The 20,381-nt window shown below is 61.5% G+C and carries 19 protein-coding genes; 12 read left to right on the forward strand and 7 right to left on the reverse strand.

Features of this window, described 5'->3' with window-relative positions:
• The first annotated feature begins 126 nt into the window (after window positions 1-126).
• Window positions 127-1,338 carry an EH signature domain-containing protein gene (locus tag CGX12_RS19615; protein ID WP_217898183.1) on the forward strand — a complete coding sequence of 404 codons (1,212 nt, stop codon included), beginning with the start codon at window positions 127-129 and terminating at the stop codon, window positions 1,336-1,338.
• A 12-nt stretch (window positions 1,339-1,350) separates the two neighbouring features.
• Window positions 1,351-4,386, forward strand: a complete 3,036-nt coding sequence (locus CGX12_RS14105; RefSeq protein ID WP_094040505.1) for a DEAD/DEAH box helicase — start codon at window positions 1,351-1,353, stop codon at window positions 4,384-4,386.
• A 107-nt stretch (window positions 4,387-4,493) separates the two neighbouring features.
• On the opposite strand, the gene CGX12_RS14110 is transcribed toward CGX12_RS14105, so the two are convergent.
• The 6 genes from CGX12_RS14110 to CGX12_RS14135 all read right to left on the reverse strand — a co-directional run bounded on the left by CGX12_RS14110 (window position 4,494) and on the right by CGX12_RS14135 (window position 10,670).
• Window positions 4,494-5,519, reverse strand: a complete 1,026-nt coding sequence (locus CGX12_RS14110; protein ID WP_094040506.1) for a virulence RhuM family protein/type II toxin-antitoxin system death-on-curing family toxin — start codon at window positions 5,517-5,519, stop codon at window positions 4,494-4,496.
• Window positions 5,520-5,605: 86 nt separating this feature from the next.
• Window positions 5,606-6,559, reverse strand: a complete 954-nt coding sequence (locus CGX12_RS20345) for a methyl-accepting chemotaxis protein (RefSeq protein WP_094040507.1) — start codon at window positions 6,557-6,559, stop codon at window positions 5,606-5,608.
• Window positions 6,560-6,665: 106 nt separating this feature from the next.
• Entirely contained in the window at window positions 6,666-7,448 is a 783-nt protein-coding gene (locus tag CGX12_RS14120) for an alpha/beta fold hydrolase (protein WP_094040508.1), read from the reverse strand.
• 407 nt (window positions 7,449-7,855) lie between these two features.
• A complete protein-coding gene (gene pcaF / locus CGX12_RS14125; protein ID WP_094040509.1) occupies window positions 7,856-9,061 on the reverse strand; it encodes a 3-oxoadipyl-CoA thiolase in 1,206 nt (401 codons plus the stop codon).
• Entirely contained in the window at window positions 9,058-9,852 is a 795-nt protein-coding gene (locus tag CGX12_RS14130; RefSeq protein ID WP_094040510.1) for a CoA-transferase subunit beta, read from the reverse strand. The genes pcaF and CGX12_RS14130 overlap by 4 nt, the downstream gene beginning before the upstream one ends.
• Complete coding sequence (locus CGX12_RS14135) at window positions 9,849-10,670, reverse strand: CoA transferase subunit A (protein ID WP_094040511.1); 822 nt, start codon at window positions 10,668-10,670, stop codon at window positions 9,849-9,851. Before CGX12_RS14135 ends, CGX12_RS14130 begins: the two co-directional genes overlap by 4 nt.
• Between CGX12_RS14135 and CGX12_RS14140 the strand changes: the two genes are divergently transcribed.
• Window positions 10,669-10,857 (forward strand): hypothetical protein, encoded by a 189-nt coding sequence (locus CGX12_RS14140; protein ID WP_094040512.1) that lies wholly within the window; start codon window positions 10,669-10,671, stop codon window positions 10,855-10,857. The genes CGX12_RS14135 and CGX12_RS14140 overlap by 2 nt on opposite strands.
• Before the next feature lie 78 nt (window positions 10,858-10,935).
• A complete protein-coding gene (locus tag CGX12_RS14145) occupies window positions 10,936-11,721 on the forward strand; it encodes an IclR family transcriptional regulator domain-containing protein (protein WP_094040513.1) in 786 nt (261 codons plus the stop codon).
• 10 nt (window positions 11,722-11,731) lie between these two features.
• Here the strand turns inward: CGX12_RS14145 and CGX12_RS14150 are convergent, their stop codons facing one another.
• Window positions 11,732-12,634 carry a LysR family transcriptional regulator gene (locus tag CGX12_RS14150; RefSeq protein ID WP_094040514.1) on the reverse strand — a complete coding sequence of 301 codons (903 nt, stop codon included), beginning with the start codon at window positions 12,632-12,634 and terminating at the stop codon, window positions 11,732-11,734.
• Between the two features lie 107 nt (window positions 12,635-12,741).
• On the opposite strand from CGX12_RS14150, the gene CGX12_RS14155 reads away from it, so the two are divergent.
• The 8 genes from CGX12_RS14155 to CGX12_RS14190 form a co-directional block, all read left to right on the forward strand.
• The gene (locus tag CGX12_RS14155) at window positions 12,742-13,860 is read left to right on the forward strand and encodes a muconate/chloromuconate family cycloisomerase (RefSeq protein ID WP_094040515.1); all 1,119 of its coding nucleotides are present in this window, start codon (window positions 12,742-12,744) and stop codon (window positions 13,858-13,860) included.
• Window positions 13,861-13,897: 37 nt separating this feature from the next.
• Complete coding sequence (catC, locus tag CGX12_RS14160) at window positions 13,898-14,188, forward strand: muconolactone Delta-isomerase (protein WP_094040516.1); 291 nt, start codon at window positions 13,898-13,900, stop codon at window positions 14,186-14,188.
• 50 nt (window positions 14,189-14,238) lie between these two features.
• Window positions 14,239-15,177 carry a catechol 1,2-dioxygenase gene (catA, locus tag CGX12_RS14165; protein ID WP_094040517.1) on the forward strand — a complete coding sequence of 313 codons (939 nt, stop codon included), beginning with the start codon at window positions 14,239-14,241 and terminating at the stop codon, window positions 15,175-15,177.
• A 103-nt stretch (window positions 15,178-15,280) separates the two neighbouring features.
• Window positions 15,281-16,657: an SRPBCC family protein gene (locus CGX12_RS14170; protein WP_094040518.1), complete on the forward strand. Its 1,377-nt coding sequence runs from the start codon at window positions 15,281-15,283 to the stop codon at window positions 16,655-16,657.
• Complete coding sequence (benB, locus tag CGX12_RS14175; RefSeq protein ID WP_094040519.1) at window positions 16,654-17,145, forward strand: benzoate 1,2-dioxygenase small subunit; 492 nt, start codon at window positions 16,654-16,656, stop codon at window positions 17,143-17,145. The genes CGX12_RS14170 and benB overlap by 4 nt, the downstream gene beginning before the upstream one ends.
• A gap of 17 nt (window positions 17,146-17,162) precedes the next feature.
• Window positions 17,163-18,191, forward strand: coding sequence for a benzoate 1,2-dioxygenase electron transfer component BenC (benC, locus tag CGX12_RS14180; protein ID WP_094040520.1), 1,029 nt, complete (start codon window positions 17,163-17,165; stop codon window positions 18,189-18,191).
• On the forward strand, window positions 18,188-18,967 hold the full coding sequence (gene benD / locus CGX12_RS14185) for a benzoate diol dehydrogenase BenD (protein ID WP_094040521.1): 780 nt from the start codon (window positions 18,188-18,190) through the stop codon (window positions 18,965-18,967). Before benC ends, benD begins: the two co-directional genes overlap by 4 nt.
• 104 nt (window positions 18,968-19,071) lie before the next feature.
• Window positions 19,072-20,381 (forward strand): MFS transporter (locus CGX12_RS14190; protein ID WP_094040522.1); only part of this gene is annotated, 1,310 nt, incomplete at its 3' end.

Here is a 20,381-nt window from a genome sequence, read left to right on the forward strand (position 1 = left end):
GTTGAAACGCAATACGTCACGTACCCTGAGCATGGAGAATAAGCGGAAGCTGTGCTGCCTGAATGACGATTACTTGCTCGAATCCATGGGTCTGTTCAAATTATGAACTCTGGTGCGTCAGCCCTGGTGATCTACCTGGATTGCGGTGACTTTCATCTGATTGAGGGATCACATAGCTTCAAGATCTGGGTTTATCTGGCTTCCCCTGATAACAACCTTCGCTCATACGAGCACAACAACTTTACTCACCATCAACTGACCTCAAGCATCCCACAAAAATACAGACAGCATTATCCAGGACTGCCCCATGACGCCATTGTTCACCAACCTCATACTTGGCAAAACAAAGTATTTGTTTTTTTAGCTAATAATGGTATAGGTCTTGATATCGAGCAACTGCTGGATGAGAGGGACTATAATATCCAACTTCGCAGGTATGGTATTCCGGTAGTCAAAGGCGCACCTCCCAAGGTTCATACCGCCCAGCAACAAGAAAAACCGCAAACCGGCATAATCTTAGCTTCCAGCTCAATTGGAACTAAAAAAAAGACAGAGTCAGACAAGGTAGTCCCAAGCAACAACACCCTCCCTGCAGAACACAGAGCGGCAAGAAATTCACTCGCCGAAGACATAACGAAGGATGACCATCCTGAGCAAACACCAACCGAGCACAAGCTGGCTACCGGCACCTTGTCAGCCGATTTGCTTAAGCGCCTGCGTTCAGCCCACGGGAACCCAAAAAAGGACTCAAGACAAACACCGCAACCAGCCGAATTGTTAAAACCAGAGAAATTTTCACCCTTGCACAGTGCGATACTGAATTACCTGAAGGGAAAACCCAGCTGCAATATCCACGAACTTGCCACCGCAACAAAACTGCAGGGTGGAAATGCAAGAAGGGTGACCATGGCGTTGAAAGATGAAATGGCGCCGTATGTTAGCTCAAACTCCGAGTCTTACTGGACGCTTTCTCACGAAGGCCTTCTGGCCTGGCAGGTGTTGTTTTCAAACTCATCCGGCCCAGTCACAGCAAAGCCACAAAATAAAGGTGAAGACTCTCCGAAAAAATACGAAGGGGAAATTACTGACAGTTACTCAGCAGCCACAGAGCTGGAAATGAAAAACCTGTCACCAGTATCACTCAAAATACTTGATTATTTTTCGATAAACAGTGGCGACAGAGTTCGCAGTGCAGCCAAGGTCATGGATATGGAGACTTCACTCGTCAACCAGCACCTATATGGCCCTTTGAAAAACATGCTGATAAAAGACGACAATCACGGTTGGCACCTGACTCCAACAGTGCGCAATATGCTTAACCGGACTGAGCGAAGATAGTGAGGTACATTCATGTTTTTAAAGGATCTGTTTAAATCATTAATTGGCGCACATAACACTAATCTATCCGAATTCACTGGTTTCACCGCCACGCCCGACTCCTTGGGCGTTAACTTTTACCTGCCACCCGATGAGTTTATTACTCTCCAGAAGGGTAACGGCAACCCACTGCAGCAGGTGCAGCTTATTGCACTTAACATGCTGCTAGAGCAGGGCATTGCTGAGCCCATTGCCAACGGATTTCATATCAGTGCTGAAGATATCGCCGGCATGGATGATGAGCAGGCCAATATTCTTCAGCTTCCCCCGCATTACCCAGGCAGTTTTACCAGTAGTATTCGGGGCCGTACCGGACAGAGTGGTTTTGAAGTGACCATTTCCGTGAGTATGGAAGGCGATGAAATGCCCTTCAGACGGAAAGGGCCCTACCTTTACCTCACGAGCACAGAAGTATATCGGTTGATACCTGGAGAGCTCATGGGACTACAAGCCAGTGAGCATCATGCAGAGCTAGAGCCAGAACAACGCACCGAAGCTGCCAACTTGCGCCTGATGGCCGAGTTACAGACCGCCTCCCGCAGCGGTATGAGGATTGACCTGAGCCATTTTGAAAAATTTGATGTGGTAGTACCGGAAAACATCGGTGTAACCGCCACTCGCCTACCGGACGGCAGCCTGCTGCTGTGTCCTGCCCTAGGAGACGGTTCGACTCCAGATCAACTGGAAAAGCGCTGGGCACAACTGGACAAAAATAGCGAAAACGGCGTACTTCGCATAGACAACCGGGTGGTTTTGCTCGACCAGAAAAGAATGGATGGTATACGTAATGTTTTGGGCAACAAACGTATTCCTGCCGAGCAGGTAGCTGAATTTATTGCTACACCTACAGCCTTTCTTGATGCGGCTCTGGTCAACTTGGAGACCGGCTTTTCAGTTCGGGTTGCTGGTATCGGCAAGTTTCAACACATCAATTTTGGCTCTCAGGGCAACGAGCAAAATGACTGGTTTGGCTTGGACACATACCCTTCTCCACCCCAGATATTGCAAAAGGTTATCCAGTCACCGGAGGAGCTCAAACGGTTTGAAGAGCTGCTGAAATCTGCGATTCAACAAGGGGCCAGCAGCCTGTCTTTCGCCGGTGAGGCTATCGACATCACCAACCATGCCGTAGTTGAAGAACAGCTGGAGCTCATTCGACGGTCATTCCAGTCTCCGGTTTCTTCTGGTGGTTCCCCCAAGGATCCGGATGCCTCCAAAGAAACCGTCAGCGTTATTCTCAAGGAAGCAGATGAAATCAGCTCCAGTTTGCTGCAAAAAGCACAAGACTCAAAACTGATACGACAACCGGACTGGTCAAACTATGCTCGCCAACCCTATCCCCACCAGCAAGAAGGGATTGAATGGTTACTCAGGTTGCTTGGTGCCGCCTCTCAGGATAATCCTGAAGACATTTATCGGCTGCAGGGAGCGCTGCTTGCGGATGATATGGGGCTGGGTAAAACCTATATGTCACTGGTGGCAGTTTCCGAGTACCTTGCTTCACAAAGCACTATGGACAAACCTCAAAAACCCATACTGGTAGTTGCACCGCTAAGCTTGCTGGAAAACTGGGAAGACGAAGTCGATAAAACGTATAACAGCTCTCCTTTTCGTGACATTGTCGTTCTGCAATCTGGCAGAGATCTCAGCAGGTTTCGTGCCCAAGGGGCCAAACGGGAATCTGTACAGCTGGCCTCTCTTGCTGATGAAGATGGCATGATTGATGAACAAAGTATTCGCTATGCTCTGACCACCGGTTCTGAAGCTGGCGTGCGCCGCCTCGACATGGAGCGCCGCTTGGTACTGACCACCTACCAGACACTGCGTGATTACCAATTCTCATTGTGTCGCATAGACTGGGGCATGGTCATTTTTGATGAAGCCCAAAATATCAAGAATCCCAATGCATTACAGACGCAGGCAGCCAAGGGGCTAAAAGCAGACTTTAAATTGCTAGCAACAGGTACACCGGTAGAAAACAGCCTAGGTGACTTCTGGTGTATGATGGATACGGCACAGCCGGGACTTCTAGGAAGCTGGGAGCATTATCGCGATACCTGGATAAAGCCCATTTTGTCTGCCGATGAACAAGAACGAGATAAAGTAAGAGCCGAATTTGGTGAGAAATTGCGCAAGACAGTAGGCGTATTCATGCTTCGCCGAATCAAGGAAGACCACCTTAAAGGATTACCCACAAAGACGATATGCACGGGTGTTGAACAATCAACCCATCTCCCCTCACCTCGCTTTGAGTCTGCTTTAACGACCACCATGCAGGGCATTCAACTGCGGGCCTACGATGAAATACTATCTGGTTATCGTAATCAGCGTGCTGCGGCGGCAGATATGCGCGGCATAGCACTAACGGCCTTAACCAGATTACGTTCGGTTTCTCTTCACCCACGACTGGATCAAGAAGCAAAACTGTACAGCCAGGATGCCTCACAGGCACGAAAGATAATGATGGAGTCTGGCAAGTTGGCCAGCGTATTGCGGTTACTCGACAGCATCAAAAACAAGAAGGAAAAAGTCATCCTGTTCATGATGACCAAACGCCTGCAGCGCATGCTGAAACTGTGGCTGGACCAAATCTATTGCCTGGACATTGCCATTATCAACGGTGATACCAAAGCAGTGGCAAAAAACGACGAAGACATGAGCCGCAAAAGACTGATTGCAGCCTTCGAAGGTCAACCAGGTTTTAACATACTGATCATGTCACCGGTGGCAGCAGGCGTAGGGCTGACGGTGGTTGGTGCCAATCACGTTATCCATCTGGAGCGACACTGGAACCCGGCCAAGGAAGCACAAGCCTCAGATCGCATCTATCGTATCGGTCAGACAAAGGACGTGTTTATACACCTTCCCGTGCTCAGGCACCCGCAACTCGATTCATTTGATATTCATCTCGACCGTCTGCTTTGCAGCAAGCTGATGTTAAAGGATGCGGTCGTCACACCAGAACCCGTGGCTGAGAGTGAAATGCTCAAATCCATGGGACTAAACTGATATATCAAAGGCCTGCGATTGCAGGCCTTTATTTTTATTAGCTTTTTTACCGTCAATTCAGCAGCAATTCGGCAAACTAGGCCAAGCACTGTGGTTCCAGTTGCCTTTCAGTCAGTTGATGAATACTTATCCCCGGCCGGCTCCTTGAGCAGAATAAAATGCTCGATTAACCGGATCATCAAGGCTTTCTGCTCCGGCAGACTTTCCGCTACCAGCAGCGCCAGGGCCACCAAGGTGTTGTCGTTAATCAGTTGTTCAACCGGCCGGGCCAGCAATGCCGCATTACGGCGCAGGTACCACAAAAAGAGGAAGGAGCCGCAGCGCTTGTTGCCATCGGCCAAGGGATGATTCTTGATCACAAAGTACAGCAAATGGGCGCCCCGGCTGGCCACGTTGGGATAGAACAGCTCATCGCCAAAGCCCTGCTCTATGGTGGCCAGCGCCGAGGCCAGGCCATCACCCCGCACCCTGCCAAACAGCTCGGTCGCCTCGCCCTTGGCGATCAGGGTCTGCTTGAGTTCGCCGATGGCGGCCAAGGCTTCGTCCAGCTCCAGCGGGCGCATATTCGGCTGTTTGATACCGATTTCCGCCAGTTGCTGCTCGTCGTAGCCCTGCAGCAGGCTCCAGGAGCGGGCATAATCGCTGATCACGCCCGCCACCGCGGCCCCTTGTGGTGACACCAGCCCCTGATTGCTCAGGGTGCGGCTGAGCAAATTCATCGCCTGCTCGAACTCGATGCCCCGCTCCGCCAGGCGGCGCCGGTTAAGGGTGTAGCCCTGAACCAGGTGGTCTTTCAGCACCTGGGTGGCCCACTGGCGGAACTGGGTGGCGCGTCTTGAACTGACCCGGTAACCCACTGAAATAATGGCATCCAGATTGTAATGCTTGATGCGGCGTCGAACCTGCCGCTTGCCCTCCTGACGAACTACCGAGAAATCCTCGGTAGTTGCCACTTCTACCAGCTCCCCCTCCTGATAGATGTTTTTCAGGTGCAAACCGATGTTATCGGTTGTGGTATCGAACAATACCGACATCTGGCTTTGACTAAGCCACACTGTCTCCTGCTCCAGCGCCACTTCCAGTTGCGCTTGCCCGTCGGCGCTGGTGAAAATCTGGATCTGTTGGTTTGGCATCGTCTTGTTCGTTCCTTGGCCGGCATCCGGTTGGTTTAGCCTCAGTAACAATGCTTTGCCGACGGGTGTCAACCGATAAACAACATCTACTTGGCGCCGGCCATGTCCGCCAGCACCTCCGCCACCAGTGACTGCTGGTGGCCCACGCGTTGGGTGACCTGTTGCACAATTTCCATGCGGGTCTGTGCGCCAGCCTGGATGTCATCAATCGCCGCCAGCGCCTGGCTGGCCTCCTGCAAACAGGTGCCACGGGACTGGTCGATGTTCTCCAGTCCGGTGCGGGCCCTGGTGGCGGAATGCCCCAGGTTCTCGGCAATGTCCCGAATTTGTTCGCTGGACTGGTTCACCCGGCGGGACAGATTGCGCACCTCGTCCGCCACCACCGAAAAACCCCGGCCGTGCTCCCCCGCCCGGGCCGCTTCGATGGAGGCATTGAGGGCCAGCAGGTTGGTCTGTTTGGCGATGTCCTGAATATTGCCCACGATGGCGCCGATCTCGGCCGACTGAACCTGCAACTGACTGAATACCCGATCGATATTTTCCATATCACCGGCGAGTGAGCGGATCGCGGCCTCCGAGGCGCGGATGCGGTGGGCGGTCTCGGCCACCTTGCTGCCGGATTGCCGGGCCAGAATGCCGGCCTGTGCCATTTCTTCCAGGATCAGCCCGGCGTTGGCGCCCAGTTGGTCGAGCTGTGCCAGCAGGCGTTGATGGTAGACCGGAGCGGGTACTGGGTGGGCTATTTTCACGGGCTCGGGTTCGACCGCGGGTGGCAGCACAGGCGCCGTTTCAACCACGACGGGCTCCGCTGCCGGTTGGTCGACCATGCGCGCCGGCAACCTCAGGGCCAGGCAAGCCGCCGCCAGGGCCAGCAGCGCGCCCGACAGAGACAGCGTCAGCGCCACGCCATCCTGACCACCCAGTCGGATGGAGAGGGCGATCAGCAGCAGGGTCGCGGTACCGATGGCGGCGATCAACATCACTTTGGTATGGGATTCCGGGTAGGTTGCGCGAACATCGCTGATTTCGTAGGAGTCCATAATGAGTTATCTCTTGCCGGTTCTGGGCTGGGGTTACTGAAGACAGGAGCGTTGGCGTGGATTGACGGTGGGCGCTCCCTGCAGGCAGGGGCGCCCTCGTTGCAGGTTAGCTCACTCGTTTGACCAGCAGTTCGGCGAACACCGCCGGACATTCCACCGAGGGCACATGGCCGATGTGCTCCAGGATAACCGGCTCGCCGGCGCCGCTGCATTGGGCCAGGATGCGCAGCGATTCGGGCGGAGTGGCGATATCGTCACTGCCGCCCACCAGCAGCAGGGGCACGCCGTGGCCCTGCAGTTGCTCGCGGAAGTCGGCGCGGCCCAGCATGTCGCACAGCAGGGCGTAGCTGTTGGCGTCACCCCGCCCCATGATGGTGTTCCAGCCCTTGAGCAGGGCCGGCTCGTGCTCGCAGGCGGCGGGGCCGAACCAGCGCGGCACTATGTCCACCGCCATGGCGGCCAGCCCCTTCTCCCGCACCGCCTTGGCGCGGGCCTGCCAGGCCTCGGCGGTGCCGATCACCGCCCCGGTGTTGGTGAGGGTGGCGGACAACAGACGCTCGCCATGCCGGCTGAGCAGTTGCTGGCCGATCACCCCGCCGATGGAGGTGCCGACGAAGTGGAACCGCGCAGCGCCGGCCTGCTCGACCAGCGCCAGCAGCTCCGCCGCCAGGCTCTCGGGGGTGATTGGTTCCCCGCGCCAGGCCGCGCTGCTGCCGTGGCCGGGCAGATCCCAGCTCAGCACCCGGTAATGGGGCAGCAGGGCGGGCAGCAGGTCGTCCCACACCGCCTGGCTCATGCCCAGGGGATGGGCCAGCACCACCAGCGGCAGCGCAGGGTCGCCCAGCAGGCGGTAGCCGACGGCGCGGCCATCAATTTCCAGAAAAGACATTCAGCCTCCGAATGGTAAAAGGTGACTCTGCCGGGATTAGGCGAGTTTGCAAACATCACCGTTTATGGGTGCAGAGCCGGTCGGCCAAAGGGCCCACCTCCCAAGCATAGGTGCTGCCCGATCCCCGCCCCCGAAGATATGCAACGCTAGAGCACCGCTCAGTTTAAAACGCGAGCAGTGCGATATCGCACCTGTAGGCGCCCGTTTACGTGGCGCAAACCGGCAAAGGGCGGGGAATGCGGTAATTGGGCATCCTTTCCCGCCGGTTTGTGTCGGTTCATGCCAGCTAAAGCGGCATCTACAGCGGCATCTACAGCAGTTCGGTGCCACCCTCATGCGGGCGGGCCGCCCGCGCCCCAAGAATCATCACTGCCTAAGTTTTAAACTATATGGTGCTCTAGGTAGAATTAAACCCGCTCGATCAGGGTGGCAATACCCTGGCCGACGCCCACGCACATGGTGCACAGGGCCAGGCGCTTGTTCTGCCGGTGCAGCTCGTGGGCGGCGGTTTGCAGCAGGCGGGCGCCGGACATGCCGAGCGGGTGGCCCAGGGCAATGGCGCCGCCGTTGGGGTTGACCCGGGCGTCGTCGTCCTTCAGCCCCAGCTCCCGCATGCAGGCCAGGGCCTGGGCGGCGAAGGCCTCGTTGAACTCGAACAGGTCGATGTCGTCCATGGTTAGGTTGTGCCGCTCCAGCAGCTTGCGTACCGCCGGCACCGGGCCAATGCCCATGATGCGCGGTTCAACGCCACCGGTGGCCATGCCCAGCACGCGGGCCATGGGCTTGAGGCCGTGACGCTGCACCGCGGCTTCGCTGGCGATCAGCATGGCGGCGGCACCGTCGTTCACCCCGGAGGCATTGCCGGCGGTGATGCTGCCGCCGGCGCGGAAGGGAGTCGGCAGCCTGGCCAGTTTCTCTGCCGTGGTGTCCGGGCGCAGGTGTTCGTCGTCGGAGAAGATCAGCGGCTCCTGCTTGCGGCGGGGAATTTCCACCGGCACGATTTCCTCGGCAAAACGGCCGTTGCGCTGGGATTCGGCCGCCTTCTGCTGGGAGCGGGCGGCGAAGGCATCCTGATCTTCCCGGGAGATATTGAACTGCTCGGCCACGTTTTCGGCGGTTTCCGGCATGGAGTCCACCCCGTACTGGGCCTTCATCAGCGGGTTGATAAAGCGCCAGCCGATGGTGGTGTCTTCAATGGTCTGGGTGCGGCTGAAGGCGGTGTCGGCCTTGCCCATCACGAAGGGCGCGCGGGACATGGACTCCACGCCGCCGGCCAGCACCAGCTCCAGCTCGCCGGCCTTGACGGCGCGCACGGCGGTGCCCACGGCGTCCATACCCGAGCCGCACAGCCGGTTGATGGTGGTACCGGGCACGCTCACCGGCAGGCCCGCCAGCAGGGACGACATCCGCGCCACGTTGCGGTTGTCTTCCCCGGCCTGGTTGGCGCAGCCCATGATGACTTCGTCGATGGCCGCCGGATCCAGCGCCGGCGCCTCGGCCAGCACGGCCCTGAACACCTGGGCGGCCAGATCGTCGGGGCGTACCGCCGCCAGGGTGCCGCCGAAGCGGCCGATGGCGGTACGTCTGGGGTGGCAGAGGTAAACGGGCTTCATTGGGTATCTCCTTGGGCAACCGGCTTGGCATGGTGTTCGGCGGTTCTGGCCTTGAGCGAGCGCAGTATCTCCAGCTCCTCGGCAGAGGGCTCGGGGGTCAGTGCCAGCTCGTCGGCAAAGCGTACCGGCCAGCCGGTGGCCTCGCTCACCTGCTCACGGGTCACGCCCGGATGCAGCGAGGTCACCACCAGCTCCTTGGTCTCGGCATCGGGGGCCATCACGCACAGATCGGTGATCACCTTGGTCGGGCCCCGGCCGATGTTGGGCACACCGTCGCGGCCCTTGCCATCCCGGCCGTAGCCCAGGGTGGTGATAAAGTCGACGGCGTCCACGAAGGCCCGCGGCGAGTGCTTGAGGGTGATGAACACTTCCCTGGCGTTGGAGGCGATTTCGGGGGCGCCGCCGCCGCCGGGCAAGCGTACCTTGGGTGCCTGGTAGTCGCCGATCAGGGTGGTGTTGAGGTTGGCGTAGCGGTCGATCTGGGCGGTGCCCAGAAAGCCCACATCGATATGGCCGCCCTGCAGCCAGTAGCGGAACATCTCGGGCACCGCCACCGTGGTGAGCGCCTGCTCGCACAACTCGCCGTCGCCGATGGACAGGGGCAGGATGTCGGGCCTGGTCTGCAGGGTGCCGGATTCATAGATCAGCACCACCTCGGGGGCGTGGGTCAGGCGGGCCAGGTTGGCCGCCTCGCTGGGCAGGCCGATGCCGACAAAGCAGGTCATGCCGTTGCTCAGGGCGCGGGCGGCGGTGACCGTCATCATTTCGGAAGAACTGTATGCGAGTGTCATTGGGCCTGCCCTCCTGCGTTGTATACGGTTTGATCCAGCCACTGGTTGAAGGTGTCACGATCGCGGGAGATCGCGTCCCATTCCTTGTAGAAGCTGTTGTTTCTCGGATAGTAGCCGTGGGCGTAGGACGGCGCCGCGCCCCCTTTCACCTCGGCGATGGCGTCGATGGCCCAGCCCGGGATCACACAGGCATTGGGGTCGGCCTGCAGATCGTCGACGATTTCCTCCACGGTGACGATGCTGTGTTTGGCCGCCAGCACCGCTTCCTTCTGCACCCCGACAATGCCGGACACCAGCACGTTGCCCTGCCGGTCGGCGCGCTGGGCATGGATGATGCTCACATCGGGCCGCACCGCCGGCACCGCCGCCAGCCGTTCGCCGGTGAAGGGGCACTCGATAAAGCGGATCTGCGGGTTCACCTTGGGCAGGTCGCTGCCGATGTAGCCGCGCAGCACCGCCAGCGGCAGGCCGGCGGCCCCCGCCTCGTAGGCGCAGGCCATGGCGGCGTGGCTGTGTTCAAGGATTTCCAGCTTGCTGGGCCAGCCCTTTTCCACCGCATCGCGCAGCCGGTGCAGGGAGCCGACGCCGGGGTTGCCGCCCCAGGAGAAGATCAGCCGCTCGGCACAACCGGCGCCGATCAGCTGGTCGTAGAGGATGTCCGGGGTCATGCGGATCAGCGTCAGCCGGCGCTTTTCCTGGCGGATGATCTCATGACCCGCCGCAAAGGGGATCAGGTGGGTAAAACCCTCCATGGCGACGGTGTCGCCGTTTTGGAGGTAACGGGCAATCGCGTCGTGCAGGCTCATGAATTGGGCCATGGGTATCGCCTCCCTGGGTGACTTTAAAGTTCGTATTGCGAACTTGGGTTTGCATTGCGAACATATTTACACCCATTCGACGGACGTGGCAAACCCCGATCCCGGCGATTTTTTTGAAAAAGAGATTAACCGGTTGAAAAAGAAAAGATTATTTTTTGCTCATCAACAGGCAAAAAAGGCGGAGTGAAAACGGGGGTTCGTTATGCGAACTTTTGCTACCATGGATGGCCAGGCCCACCGCCGACACCGCCACAGGAGGAACCCCATGACCGCAGATGACAGGCTCAGCCCCGAAGACAGGGACTTCGTCGCCGCCCTGGCCAGCGGCCTGGAGGTGCTGCAGGCCTTCGATCAGCAGCATCCGCGCATGACCCTGAGCGAGGTGGCGGCCAGAACCGGCATGGACAGGGCCAAGGCGCGCCGCTTTCTGCTGACCCTGCACGCCCTGGGCTACCTGGACAAGCAGCAGCGCCACTTCGCGCTGACCCCCAGGGTGCTGCAGCTGGGCAACGCCTTCCTCTCGGCCAACCCCTACCGGGTGGTGATCCAGCACTACCTGGAGGAGATCACCCGGGAGATCGGCGAGTCCACCTCGCTGGGCGTGCTCGACGGCGACGACGTGGTCTATATCGCCCGCTCCGCCGCCGAGCACCGGCTGATGGCCATTCGCCTGTCGGTCGGCACCCGGCTGCCCGCCGCCTACACCTCCATGGGCCGGGTGCTGCTGGCCCAGCTGCCGGAAGCCGAGCTGGCCGCCTACCTGGAGCGGGTACGGCTGCAGGCCCATACCGAACACAGCATCACCGACCAAACCGAACTGCGCCGGGCCCTGGAGCAGGTGCGCCGCCAGGGCTATGCCATCGTCGATCAGGAGCTGGATTCGGGCCTGCGCTCGCTGGCGGTGCCGGCCTTCGACCAGCGGGGGCAGCTGCTCGGCGCCATCAACATCAGCACCAACGCCGCCCGGGTGGACATGGACACCCTGACCGGCCGCTTCCTGCCGCTGCTGCAGGACAAGGCCCGGCTGATCCGGGAAACGCTGCAGGGCTGAGGGCGGCCAATCAGGGGTAACGCCCGGTCAGCCGGTTTTCCACCAGCTCCGCCAATATGGTGTTGACCAGCCGCATCGCCGCGTTGGGGTTCTCGCCCCGGCGGCGGGAGGCGATCACCGGAATGGTGAGCTTTTCATCCCCCACCGACACGAACGCCACCCCATCCCGCTGTAGCTTGTGCACCTGCTCCGGCACCAGGGTGAAGCCCATTTCCGAGGCCACCAGCGACAGCGCCGTCTGCAGATCGTTGACCTGCTGGATCACCTGCAGCTTCAGGCCCCGCCTGTGGAACAGCCCCAGGGCCACGTCAACGAAGTTGGGGCCGGGGCCGGCGGGAAAGGCCACCATGGGTACTTCCGCCAGCTCCGCCATGGTCGGTGATCGCCCGACCAGGGGATGGGACGCGGGCAGGGCGATGAGCAAGGGCTCGTTGAACAGCACCTCCTGCTCCACGTCCGGATCCTCGATGTGCACCCGGCCGAAACCGATGTCGATCTTGCCGCTCTTGAGCGCCTCTATCTGCTCCCGGGTCTTGAGCTCGTGCAGCACGATCTCCAGGTTCTTGTTGCGCCGCAGCCGGCGCACCATCAGCGGCAGCTGGCCGTAGAACACCGAGGGCACGAAGCCGATGGCGAACACCGTCTTGCGCAACTGGGCGATCTGCCGCGTACCCTCGATGCTGGCGTCCACCCGGTCCATGATGGTGCGGGCCTGCTGCAGGAAGTACAGGCCGCCCTGGGTCAGCTCCAGCCCCCTGGCCTTGCGGATAAACAGCTTCACCCCCAGCTCTTCCTCCAGCTGCTTGATCTGCCGAGTCAGGGGCGGCTGGGCGATGAACAGCCGTTCCGCCGCCCGGGTCAGGTTCAGCTCTTCCGCCACCGCGATGAAATAGCGCAGGTGTCTCAGCTCCATCCATACCTCCAGGGTATTGGTTGCGACTTAATCAATATTGGTGAGTATGACTCCGAAAATGTAACTTCACCGCAACAGACAGTTATCACTCGACGTTCGGAGCTTACATGTCAGCAACCATCCAGTCCATCGAAGCCATCCTGGTCGACATCCCGACCATACGCCCGCACAAGCTGTCCATGGCCACCATGGGCGTGCAGACCATGGTCATAGTGCGGATCAAGGACAGCGACGGCCTCGAAGGTCTGGGCGAAGCCACCACCATCGGCGGCCTGGCCTACGGCCCGGAAAGCCCCGAAAGCGTCAAGCTGACCATCGACAGCTACTTCAGCCCCCTGTTGCTCGGCCGGCCGGCGGACGCCATCAATACCCTCAGGGTAGGGCTCAACCGGGCGACCCGCGGCAACAACCTGGCCAAGTCCGCCATCGAAACCGCCCTGCTCGACCTGCAGGGCAAGCGCCTGGATCAGCCGCTGCACCAGCTGCTCGGCGGCGCCGTGCACCGGCACATCCCGGTGCTCTGGACCCTGGCCAGCGGCGACACCGCCCGGGACATCGACGAGGCCAAAAGCCTGATCGCCGCCCAGCGCCACTGCGACTTCAAGCTCAAGATCGGCTCCCGCCCGCTGATGGACGACGTGCGCCACGTGGCGGCGATCAAGGAAGCCCTGGGCGAGGGCGCCAGCGTGCGGGTCGACGTCAACCAGGCCTGGGATGAAAGCACCGCCGCCCGGGGCATGGCCGAACTGCAGGCCGCCGGCATCGATCTGGTGGAGCAGCCCACGCCGATGAAGGATCACGACGCCCTGGTGCGGCTGTCCGCGAAGTTCCACCTGCCGATCCTGGCGGACGAGGCGGTGGCCGACGCCGGCGACATGTTCCGCCTGGCCTCGGCCGGCTTCGCCGGCGCCGTGGCGCTCAAGATCGCCAAGGCCGGCGGCCCGCTGCGGGCACTGGAAGTGGCGGCGGTGGCCGGCGCCGCCGGGGTCGGCCTCTACGGCGGCACCCTGCTGGAAGGCACCATCGGCACCGCCGCCTCCCTGCACGCCTGGGCCACCCTGGACCGGCTGCACTGGGGCACCGAGATGTTCGGCCCGCGGCTGTTAAAGGACGACATAGTGGTGACGCCGCTGAATTTCCATCACAACGGCGTCGAACTGCCCGCCGGGCCCGGCCTGGGCCTGGCGATAGACGAAGACAAGCTGGCCCGGTACCGCCGGAAATAAACAGAGGCCGCGAGGCCCGCCAACAGGAGGACAAGACATGCTGTTCAAAGTCGAGATGAAGGTGAACCTGCCCCACGACATGCCGGCCGAGGTGGCCGCCGAGATCAAGGCCCGGGAGAAGGCCTACGCCCAGGAGCTGCAGCGCCAGGGCAAGTGGCGCCACCTGTGGCGGGTGGCCGGCAGCTACGCCAACGTCAGCATCTTCGACGTGGCGGACAACGCCGAGCTGCAGGAGCTGGTAAGCGCCCTGCCGCTGTTTCCCTACATGGACATCAGTGTCGCGCCCCTGTGCCGGCACCCGTCCTCCATCCACCAGGATGACCGTTAAGCAAGTAATCAGTACCCCTACGACCCGATAACAAGCAAGGAGCCAGAGCAATGTCAGTCAAGACCATGCACACTCAGGAAGTCACAACACTGCTGGAAAAAGTAGCCGGTCTGAACCAGGCCGGCGGCAACGAGCGGGTAAAAACCATCGTTCACCGCGTCATGCACGATGTCTTCCAGCTCATCGAGGATCTGGACATCACCCCGGAAGAATTCTGGAGTGCCGTCTACTACCTCAACGATCTGGGCAAGAACGGCGAGGCCGCCCTGCTGGCCCCGGGCCTGGGGATGGACCGCTACCTGGACATCCGCCAGGATGCCGAGGACGAGCAGGCCGGCCTGGCCGGCGGCACCCCGCGCACCATCGAAGGCCCCCTGTACGTGGCCGGCGCCCCCCTCTCCGACGGCTTCGCCCGCATGGACGACGGCAGCCAGGCCGGTGAAACCATGATCCTCACCGGTCAGGTCACCGACCAGCACGGCCAGCCCCTGGCCGATGCCATCGTCGACCTCTGGCACGCCGACCTCAAGGGCGCCTACTCCTACTTCGACCAGTCCCAGAGCGAGTACAACCTGCGCCGCCGGATCAAGACCGACGCCCAGGGCCGCTACACCGCCCAAAGCATCATCCCCTCCGGTTACGGCTGCCCGCCGGAAGGCGCCACCCAGGCCCTGCTGAACCAGCTCGGCCGTCACGGCCGCCGCCCGGCCCATATCCACTTCTTCGTGTCCAAGCCGGGCTACAAGCACCTGACCACCCAGATCAACCTGGCCGGCGACGAATACACCTACGACGACTTCGCCTTCGCCACCCGCGAGGAGCTGGTGGTGGACGCGGTACGCGTCGAGGATCCGGCCGCCGCCGAACAGCTCGGCCTGAACCAGCCCTTCACCCGGGTGGAGTTCAACATCCGGCTGCTGGCCACCGACAAACCCGAACTGCAGGTCCGCCACGAGCGCAAGCGCGCCCTGGAAGGCGAAACCGCTTAATTCAGCCCAGACCACAAGCCGCCTGCCGGTCGCCCTCCACGGGAGCGGCCCGGGGAGACTCATGCCCTGAACCGGCCGGCGGCCTCACATGGAGTGACGACAGATGACTCGCCAACTCGATCGACTCGAGCACAAGATCCGCGGCGCGGTGGAAGCCGACGCCCAGAGCGGCCACTACCGCTGCGACCGCAGCATCTTCACCGACCAGGAACTGTTCGACCTGGAGATGAAGCACATCTTCGAAGGCAACTGGATCTACCTGGCCCACGAAAGCCAGGTGGAAAATCCCGGTGACTACTTCACCACCACCGTCGGCCGCCAGCCGGTGATGATCACCCGCACCAAGGAAGGCGAGCTGCAGGCACTGCTCAACACCTGCTCCCACCGAGGCGCCACCCTGTGCCGCAAGAAGCGCGGCAACAAGGCCTCCTTTACCTGCCCCTTCCACGGCTGGACCTTCAAGAACGACGGTCAGCTGCTGAAGGCCCGCGACCAGAAGAAGGGCGGCTACCCCGACAGCTTCAGCACCGACGGTTCCCACGACCTGAAGCGGCTGCCGAAGTTCGAATCCTACCGCGGCTTCCTGTTCGGCAGCCTCAACGCCGACGTCAAACCTCTGCAGGAATACCTGGGCGAAACCACCAAGATCATCGATAACATGGTCGATCAGGCGGAAGACGGGCTGGAAGTGCTGCGCGGCAGCTCCACCTATACCTATGAAGGCAACTGGAAGCTGACCGCCGAAAACGGCGCCGACGGCTACCATGTGGGCACGGTGCACTGGAACTACCTGTCCACCATGAGCCAGCGCAACTACGAGAAGGGCGGCACCGAGGCGGTGGACGCCAAGAGCTGGTCCAACGAGGGCGGTTTCTACTCCTTCGACAACGGCCACATGATGCTGTGGACCCGGCTCACCAATCCCCAGGTGCGGCCGGTGTACCAACACCAGCAACGGCTGGAGCAACAGCTGGGCGCGGCCCGGGCCGATGCCATCGTCAACACCACCAAGAACCTGTGCCTGTACCCGAACGTCTACCTGATGGACCAGTTCTCCACCCAGATCCGGGTGCTGCGCCCTATCTCCGTCGACAAGACCGAGATCACCATCTACTGCTGGGCGCCGAAGAACGAGCCGGCGGCCGATCGCGCCAAACGCATCCGCCAGTACGAAGACTTCTTCAACGTCAGCGGCATGGGTACCCCGGACGACCTGGAAGAGTTCCGCGCCTGCCAACAGGGGTACGAAGCCCGCGGCCTGAAGTGGAACGACATGAGCCGGGGCGCCACCCACTGGATCCAGGGGCCGGACGCCGGCGCCGATGCCATCGGCCTCAAGCCCATGCTGAGCGGCGCCAAACCGGAGGACGAAGGGCTTTACGTCACCCACCACCAGCACTGGGTCAAGGAGATGCTGCAAGCCGTAGCAACCGAGCGGGCCCGCCTGATTTCCATCACCGAACAGGAGACTTGCGCATGAGCATGAGCTTCGAACAAATCCAGGCCTTTATCCACCGGGAGGCCCGCCTGCTGGACGACCGCCAGTGGGACGAGTGGCTGCAGTGCTACCACGAAGAGGTGGTGTACTGGATGCCCGCCTGGGACGACGAAGACCGGCTGACCGAGGATCCCCAGCGTGAAATCTCGCTGATCTACTACCCGAACCGCCAGGGCCTGGAAGACCGCATCTACCGCATCAAGACCGAGCGCTCCGGCGCCAGCTCCTTGCCGGAGCCGCGCACCACCCACCTGACCAGCAACCTGGAGATCCTGGAGCAGGCGGGCAACAGCGTGAAGCTGCGCTTCAACTGGCAGACCAACAGCCACCGCTACAACCAGACCCAGTTCTTCTTCGGCACCTCCTTCTACACCCTGGACACCAGCGGTGAGCAGCCGGTGATCACCGAGAAGAAAATCATCCTGAACAACGACTACATCAATCAGGTGATTGATATCTATCACCTGTAACCGGTGGGGAGAGGATCATGAGCTACAACATAGCCCTCAACTTCGAAGACGGCGTCACCCGCTTCATCAACTGCAATCCGGGGGAAACCGTGCTGGACGCGGCCTACCGCAACCAGATCAAGCTGCCCATGGACTGCTCCGACGGTGTCTGTGGCACCTGCAAGGGCAGCTGCCGCCAGGGCAGTTTCGACCTGGGCGACGACTACATCGACGAGGCCCTGACCGAGGAGGAAGTGGCCGAGGGCAAGGTGCTCACCTGCCAGATGGTGCCCTCCGGCGACTGCGTGGTGGAGATCCCCGCCCCCTCCACCCTGTGCAAGACCGGCCAGGTGGAGTTCGGCGGCACCCTGGCCGAGGTCAACCTGATCTCCCCCACCGCCATCGAACTCAAGGTGAACGCGGACCAGGAGGTCCCCTTCCTGCCGGGCCAGTACGTCAACATCAAGGTGCCGGGCAGCGAGGAAAGCCGCGCCTACTCCTTCAGCTCGCGCCCGGGCAGCCGGGAGCTGAGCTTCCTGATCCGCAACGTGCCGGGCGGCCTGATGAGCTCCTGGCTGGTGGGCCAGGCCCGGGCCGGCGACCGGCTGAGCCTGACCGGCCCCATGGGCGTGTTCTACCTGCGCCCGGTGGCGCGCCCGGTGCTGATGCTGGCCGGCGGCACCGGCCTGGCGCCCTTCCTGGCGATGCTGGAAGATCTCAGGGCGAAAGGCTGCGACCAGCCGGTGCACCTGATCTACGGTGTGACCAACGACGACGACCTGGTCGGGGTCGAGGCGCTGGAGCGCTTCGCCGCCGATATCGAACACTTCAGCTTCAAGACGGTGGTGGCCGGCGCCGACAGCGCCCACCCGCGCAAGGGCTATGTCACCAACCATATGGAAGACGCTCCCCTCCAGCACGGCGAGGTGGACGTCTACCTGTGCGGTCCGCCACCCATGGTGGACGCGGTGCTGGGCTACTTCCGCAGCCAGGGCATCCAGCCCGCCTCCTTCCACTACGAGAAGTTCAGCCCCAGCATCACCGCCGTCACGGAGCAGGTAGCATGAGCGCCCGCTTCCAGGACAAGGTGATGGTGATCACCGGCGCCGCCCAGGGCATAGGCCGGCGGGTGGCCGAGCGGGCAGCGGCGGAAGGTGCCCGCCTGGTGCTGGCGGATCTGGCGGATTACGTGCACGAGCTGGCGGCCGAACTCGAACAACAGGGCGCCGAGACCCTGGCAGTGCAGGCCGATCTGGAAAGCTGGGACGGGGCCGAGACCCTGATGACCAAAGCCCATGAGCGGTTCGGCCGCATCGACGTGCTGGTCAACAACGTGGGCGGCACCATCTGGGCCCAGCCTTACGAGCACTACAGCCCGGAGCAGATCCAGAAGGAAATCCAGCGCTCCCTGTTCCCCACCCTGTGGTGCTGCCGGGCGGTGCTGCCCCATATGGTGGCGCAGCGTCACGGCGCCATCGTCAATGTGTCGTCGGTGGCCACCCGCGGCCTGATGCGGGTGCCCTACGGCGCCGCCAAGGGCGGGGTCAACGCCATGACCGTCAACCTGGCCTTTGAATACGCCGAACACGGTATCCGGGTCAACGCCACCGCCCCCGGCGGCACCGAGGCACCGCCCCGGCTGACCCCGCGCAACAGCGAGGCCCAGGGCGAACGGGAACGGCAGTGGTACCAGACCCTGGTCGAGCAGACCAAGGCCACCAGCCTGATGCACCGTTACGGCACCCTGGACGAGCAGGCGGCGGCCATTTTGTTCCTCGCCTCCGACGAGGCCAGCTATATCACCGGCACCATTCTCCCCGTGGCGGGCGGAGATCTGGGCTGATACACGAAAAGGCGGCCGGAGGAATCGACCGCCTTTACATCGGAACTGCGGGGGCCCAGGCCCCCGGACTCCAGACTTAAGGACATAATGCGGAGTAACACCTGATGAAACATATCGATGTCAACGACACCATAGACAACGCCAGCTTCACCCCCTTCCACTGGAAGGTGCTGTTCTGGTGCACCCTGATCATCATTTTCGACGGCTACGACCTGGTCATTTACGGGGTGGTGCTGCCGATCCTGATGGATCAGTGGTCGCTCAACCCCTACGTGGCCGGCCTGCTGGGCAGCAGCGCCCTGTTCGGCATGATGTTCGGGGCCATGGGCTTCGGCATGCTGTCGGACAAGCTCGGCCGCAAAAAAACCATACTGATGTGCGTGGTGCTGTTCAGCCTCACCACTGTGCTCAACGGCCTGGCCGCCAATCCTTGGCAGTTCGGCATCCTGCGCTTTATCGCCGGCCTCGGCATCGGCGGCGTCATGCCCAATGTGGTGTCGCTGATGAGCGAATACTCGCCCAAGAAGAACCGCAGCACCCTGGTGGCGCTGATGTTCAGCGGCTACGCGGTGGGTGGCATGATGTCCGCCGGCCTCGGCATCTGGATAGTGCCCAACTACGGCTGGGAGATCATGTTCTACCTGGCCGCCGCCCCCCTGCTGCTGCTGCCGCTGATGATCAAGTACCTGCCCGAGTCGGTGGCTTTCCTGATGGCGCAGAACCGCCAGGAAGAAGCCCGGGTGCTGCTGCAGAAGGTGGCGCCGGAGCGGCAGATTAGCGGTGAGGACAAGCTGGTGGTGCCGCCGGTCAAGGAGCAGAAGGCGCCGGTGCTGGAGCTGCTGCGCGGCGGCCGTGCCCTCAGCACCCTGATGTTCTGGACCGCTTTCTTCTGCTGCCTGCTGATGGTCTACGCCCTCGGCTCCTGGCTGCCCAAGCTGATGTCCATGGCCGGCTACGCCCTGGGCTCCAGCCTGATGTCGCTGATGGTGCTGAACATCGGCGCCATCGTCGGCGCCGTGGGCGGCGGCTGGCTGGCCGATCGCTTCTCGCTGCGCTCGGTGCTGGTGACCTTCTTTATGCTGGCCTCCGCCTCCCTGGTGCTGCTCGGCTATCCCCACCCCATGTGGCTGCTGTACAGCCTGATGGCCGTGGCCGGCGCCACCACCATCGGCTCGCAGATCCTGCTGTATGCCTATGTGGCCCAGTTCTACCCGGCCAGCATCCGCTCCACCGCCCTCGGCTGGGCCTCTGGCATCGGCCGCAACGGGGCCATCGTCGGTCCTATGCTGGGCGGCACCCTGCTGGCCCTGGCGCTGCCGCACCAGATGAACTTCCTGGTGCTGGCGATACCGGGCGCCATCGCCACCCTGGCCATCGCCCTGGTGGGCCGGCGCCTCGGCGCCAGCCCACCAGG

It is taken from the genome of Zobellella denitrificans, assembly GCF_002237365.1.
Classification (GTDB): Bacteria; Pseudomonadota; Gammaproteobacteria; order Enterobacterales; family Aeromonadaceae; genus Oceanimonas; species Oceanimonas denitrificans.

Excerpts from the sequence above, each read along its gene's own strand:
- CGX12_RS14110 (WP_094040506.1), bottom strand. The coding sequence starts at position 5,519 with ATGCCAAACCAACAGATCCAGATTTTCACCAGCGCCGACGGGCAAGCG.
- benB (WP_094040519.1), top strand. The coding sequence starts at position 16,654 with ATGAGCATGAGCTTCGAACAAATCCAGGCCTTTATCCACCGGGAGGCC.
- CGX12_RS20345 (WP_094040507.1), bottom strand. The coding sequence starts at position 6,559 with ATGGACTCCTACGAAATCAGCGATGTTCGCGCAACCTACCCGGAATCC.
- catA (WP_094040517.1), top strand. The coding sequence starts at position 14,239 with ATGTCAGTCAAGACCATGCACACTCAGGAAGTCACAACACTGCTGGAA.
- CGX12_RS14150 (WP_094040514.1), bottom strand. The coding sequence starts at position 12,634 with ATGGAGCTGAGACACCTGCGCTATTTCATCGCGGTGGCGGAAGAGCTG.
- CGX12_RS14105 (WP_094040505.1), top strand. The coding sequence starts at position 1,351 with ATGTTTTTAAAGGATCTGTTTAAATCATTAATTGGCGCACATAACACT.
- CGX12_RS14155 (WP_094040515.1), top strand. The coding sequence starts at position 12,742 with ATGTCAGCAACCATCCAGTCCATCGAAGCCATCCTGGTCGACATCCCG.
- CGX12_RS14145 (WP_094040513.1), top strand. The coding sequence starts at position 10,936 with ATGACCGCAGATGACAGGCTCAGCCCCGAAGACAGGGACTTCGTCGCC.
- CGX12_RS14130 (WP_094040510.1), bottom strand. The coding sequence starts at position 9,852 with ATGACACTCGCATACAGTTCTTCCGAAATGATGACGGTCACCGCCGCC.
- CGX12_RS14170 (WP_094040518.1), top strand. The coding sequence starts at position 15,281 with ATGACTCGCCAACTCGATCGACTCGAGCACAAGATCCGCGGCGCGGTG.
- CGX12_RS14135 (WP_094040511.1), bottom strand. The coding sequence starts at position 10,670 with ATGGCCCAATTCATGAGCCTGCACGACGCGATTGCCCGTTACCTCCAA.
- catC (WP_094040516.1), top strand. The coding sequence starts at position 13,898 with ATGCTGTTCAAAGTCGAGATGAAGGTGAACCTGCCCCACGACATGCCG.
- benC (WP_094040520.1), top strand. The coding sequence starts at position 17,163 with ATGAGCTACAACATAGCCCTCAACTTCGAAGACGGCGTCACCCGCTTC.
- CGX12_RS14140 (WP_094040512.1), top strand. The coding sequence starts at position 10,669 with ATGGGTATCGCCTCCCTGGGTGACTTTAAAGTTCGTATTGCGAACTTG.
- benD (WP_094040521.1), top strand. The coding sequence starts at position 18,188 with ATGAGCGCCCGCTTCCAGGACAAGGTGATGGTGATCACCGGCGCCGCC.
- CGX12_RS14120 (WP_094040508.1), bottom strand. The coding sequence starts at position 7,448 with ATGTCTTTTCTGGAAATTGATGGCCGCGCCGTCGGCTACCGCCTGCTG.
- pcaF (WP_094040509.1), bottom strand. The coding sequence starts at position 9,061 with ATGAAGCCCGTTTACCTCTGCCACCCCAGACGTACCGCCATCGGCCGC.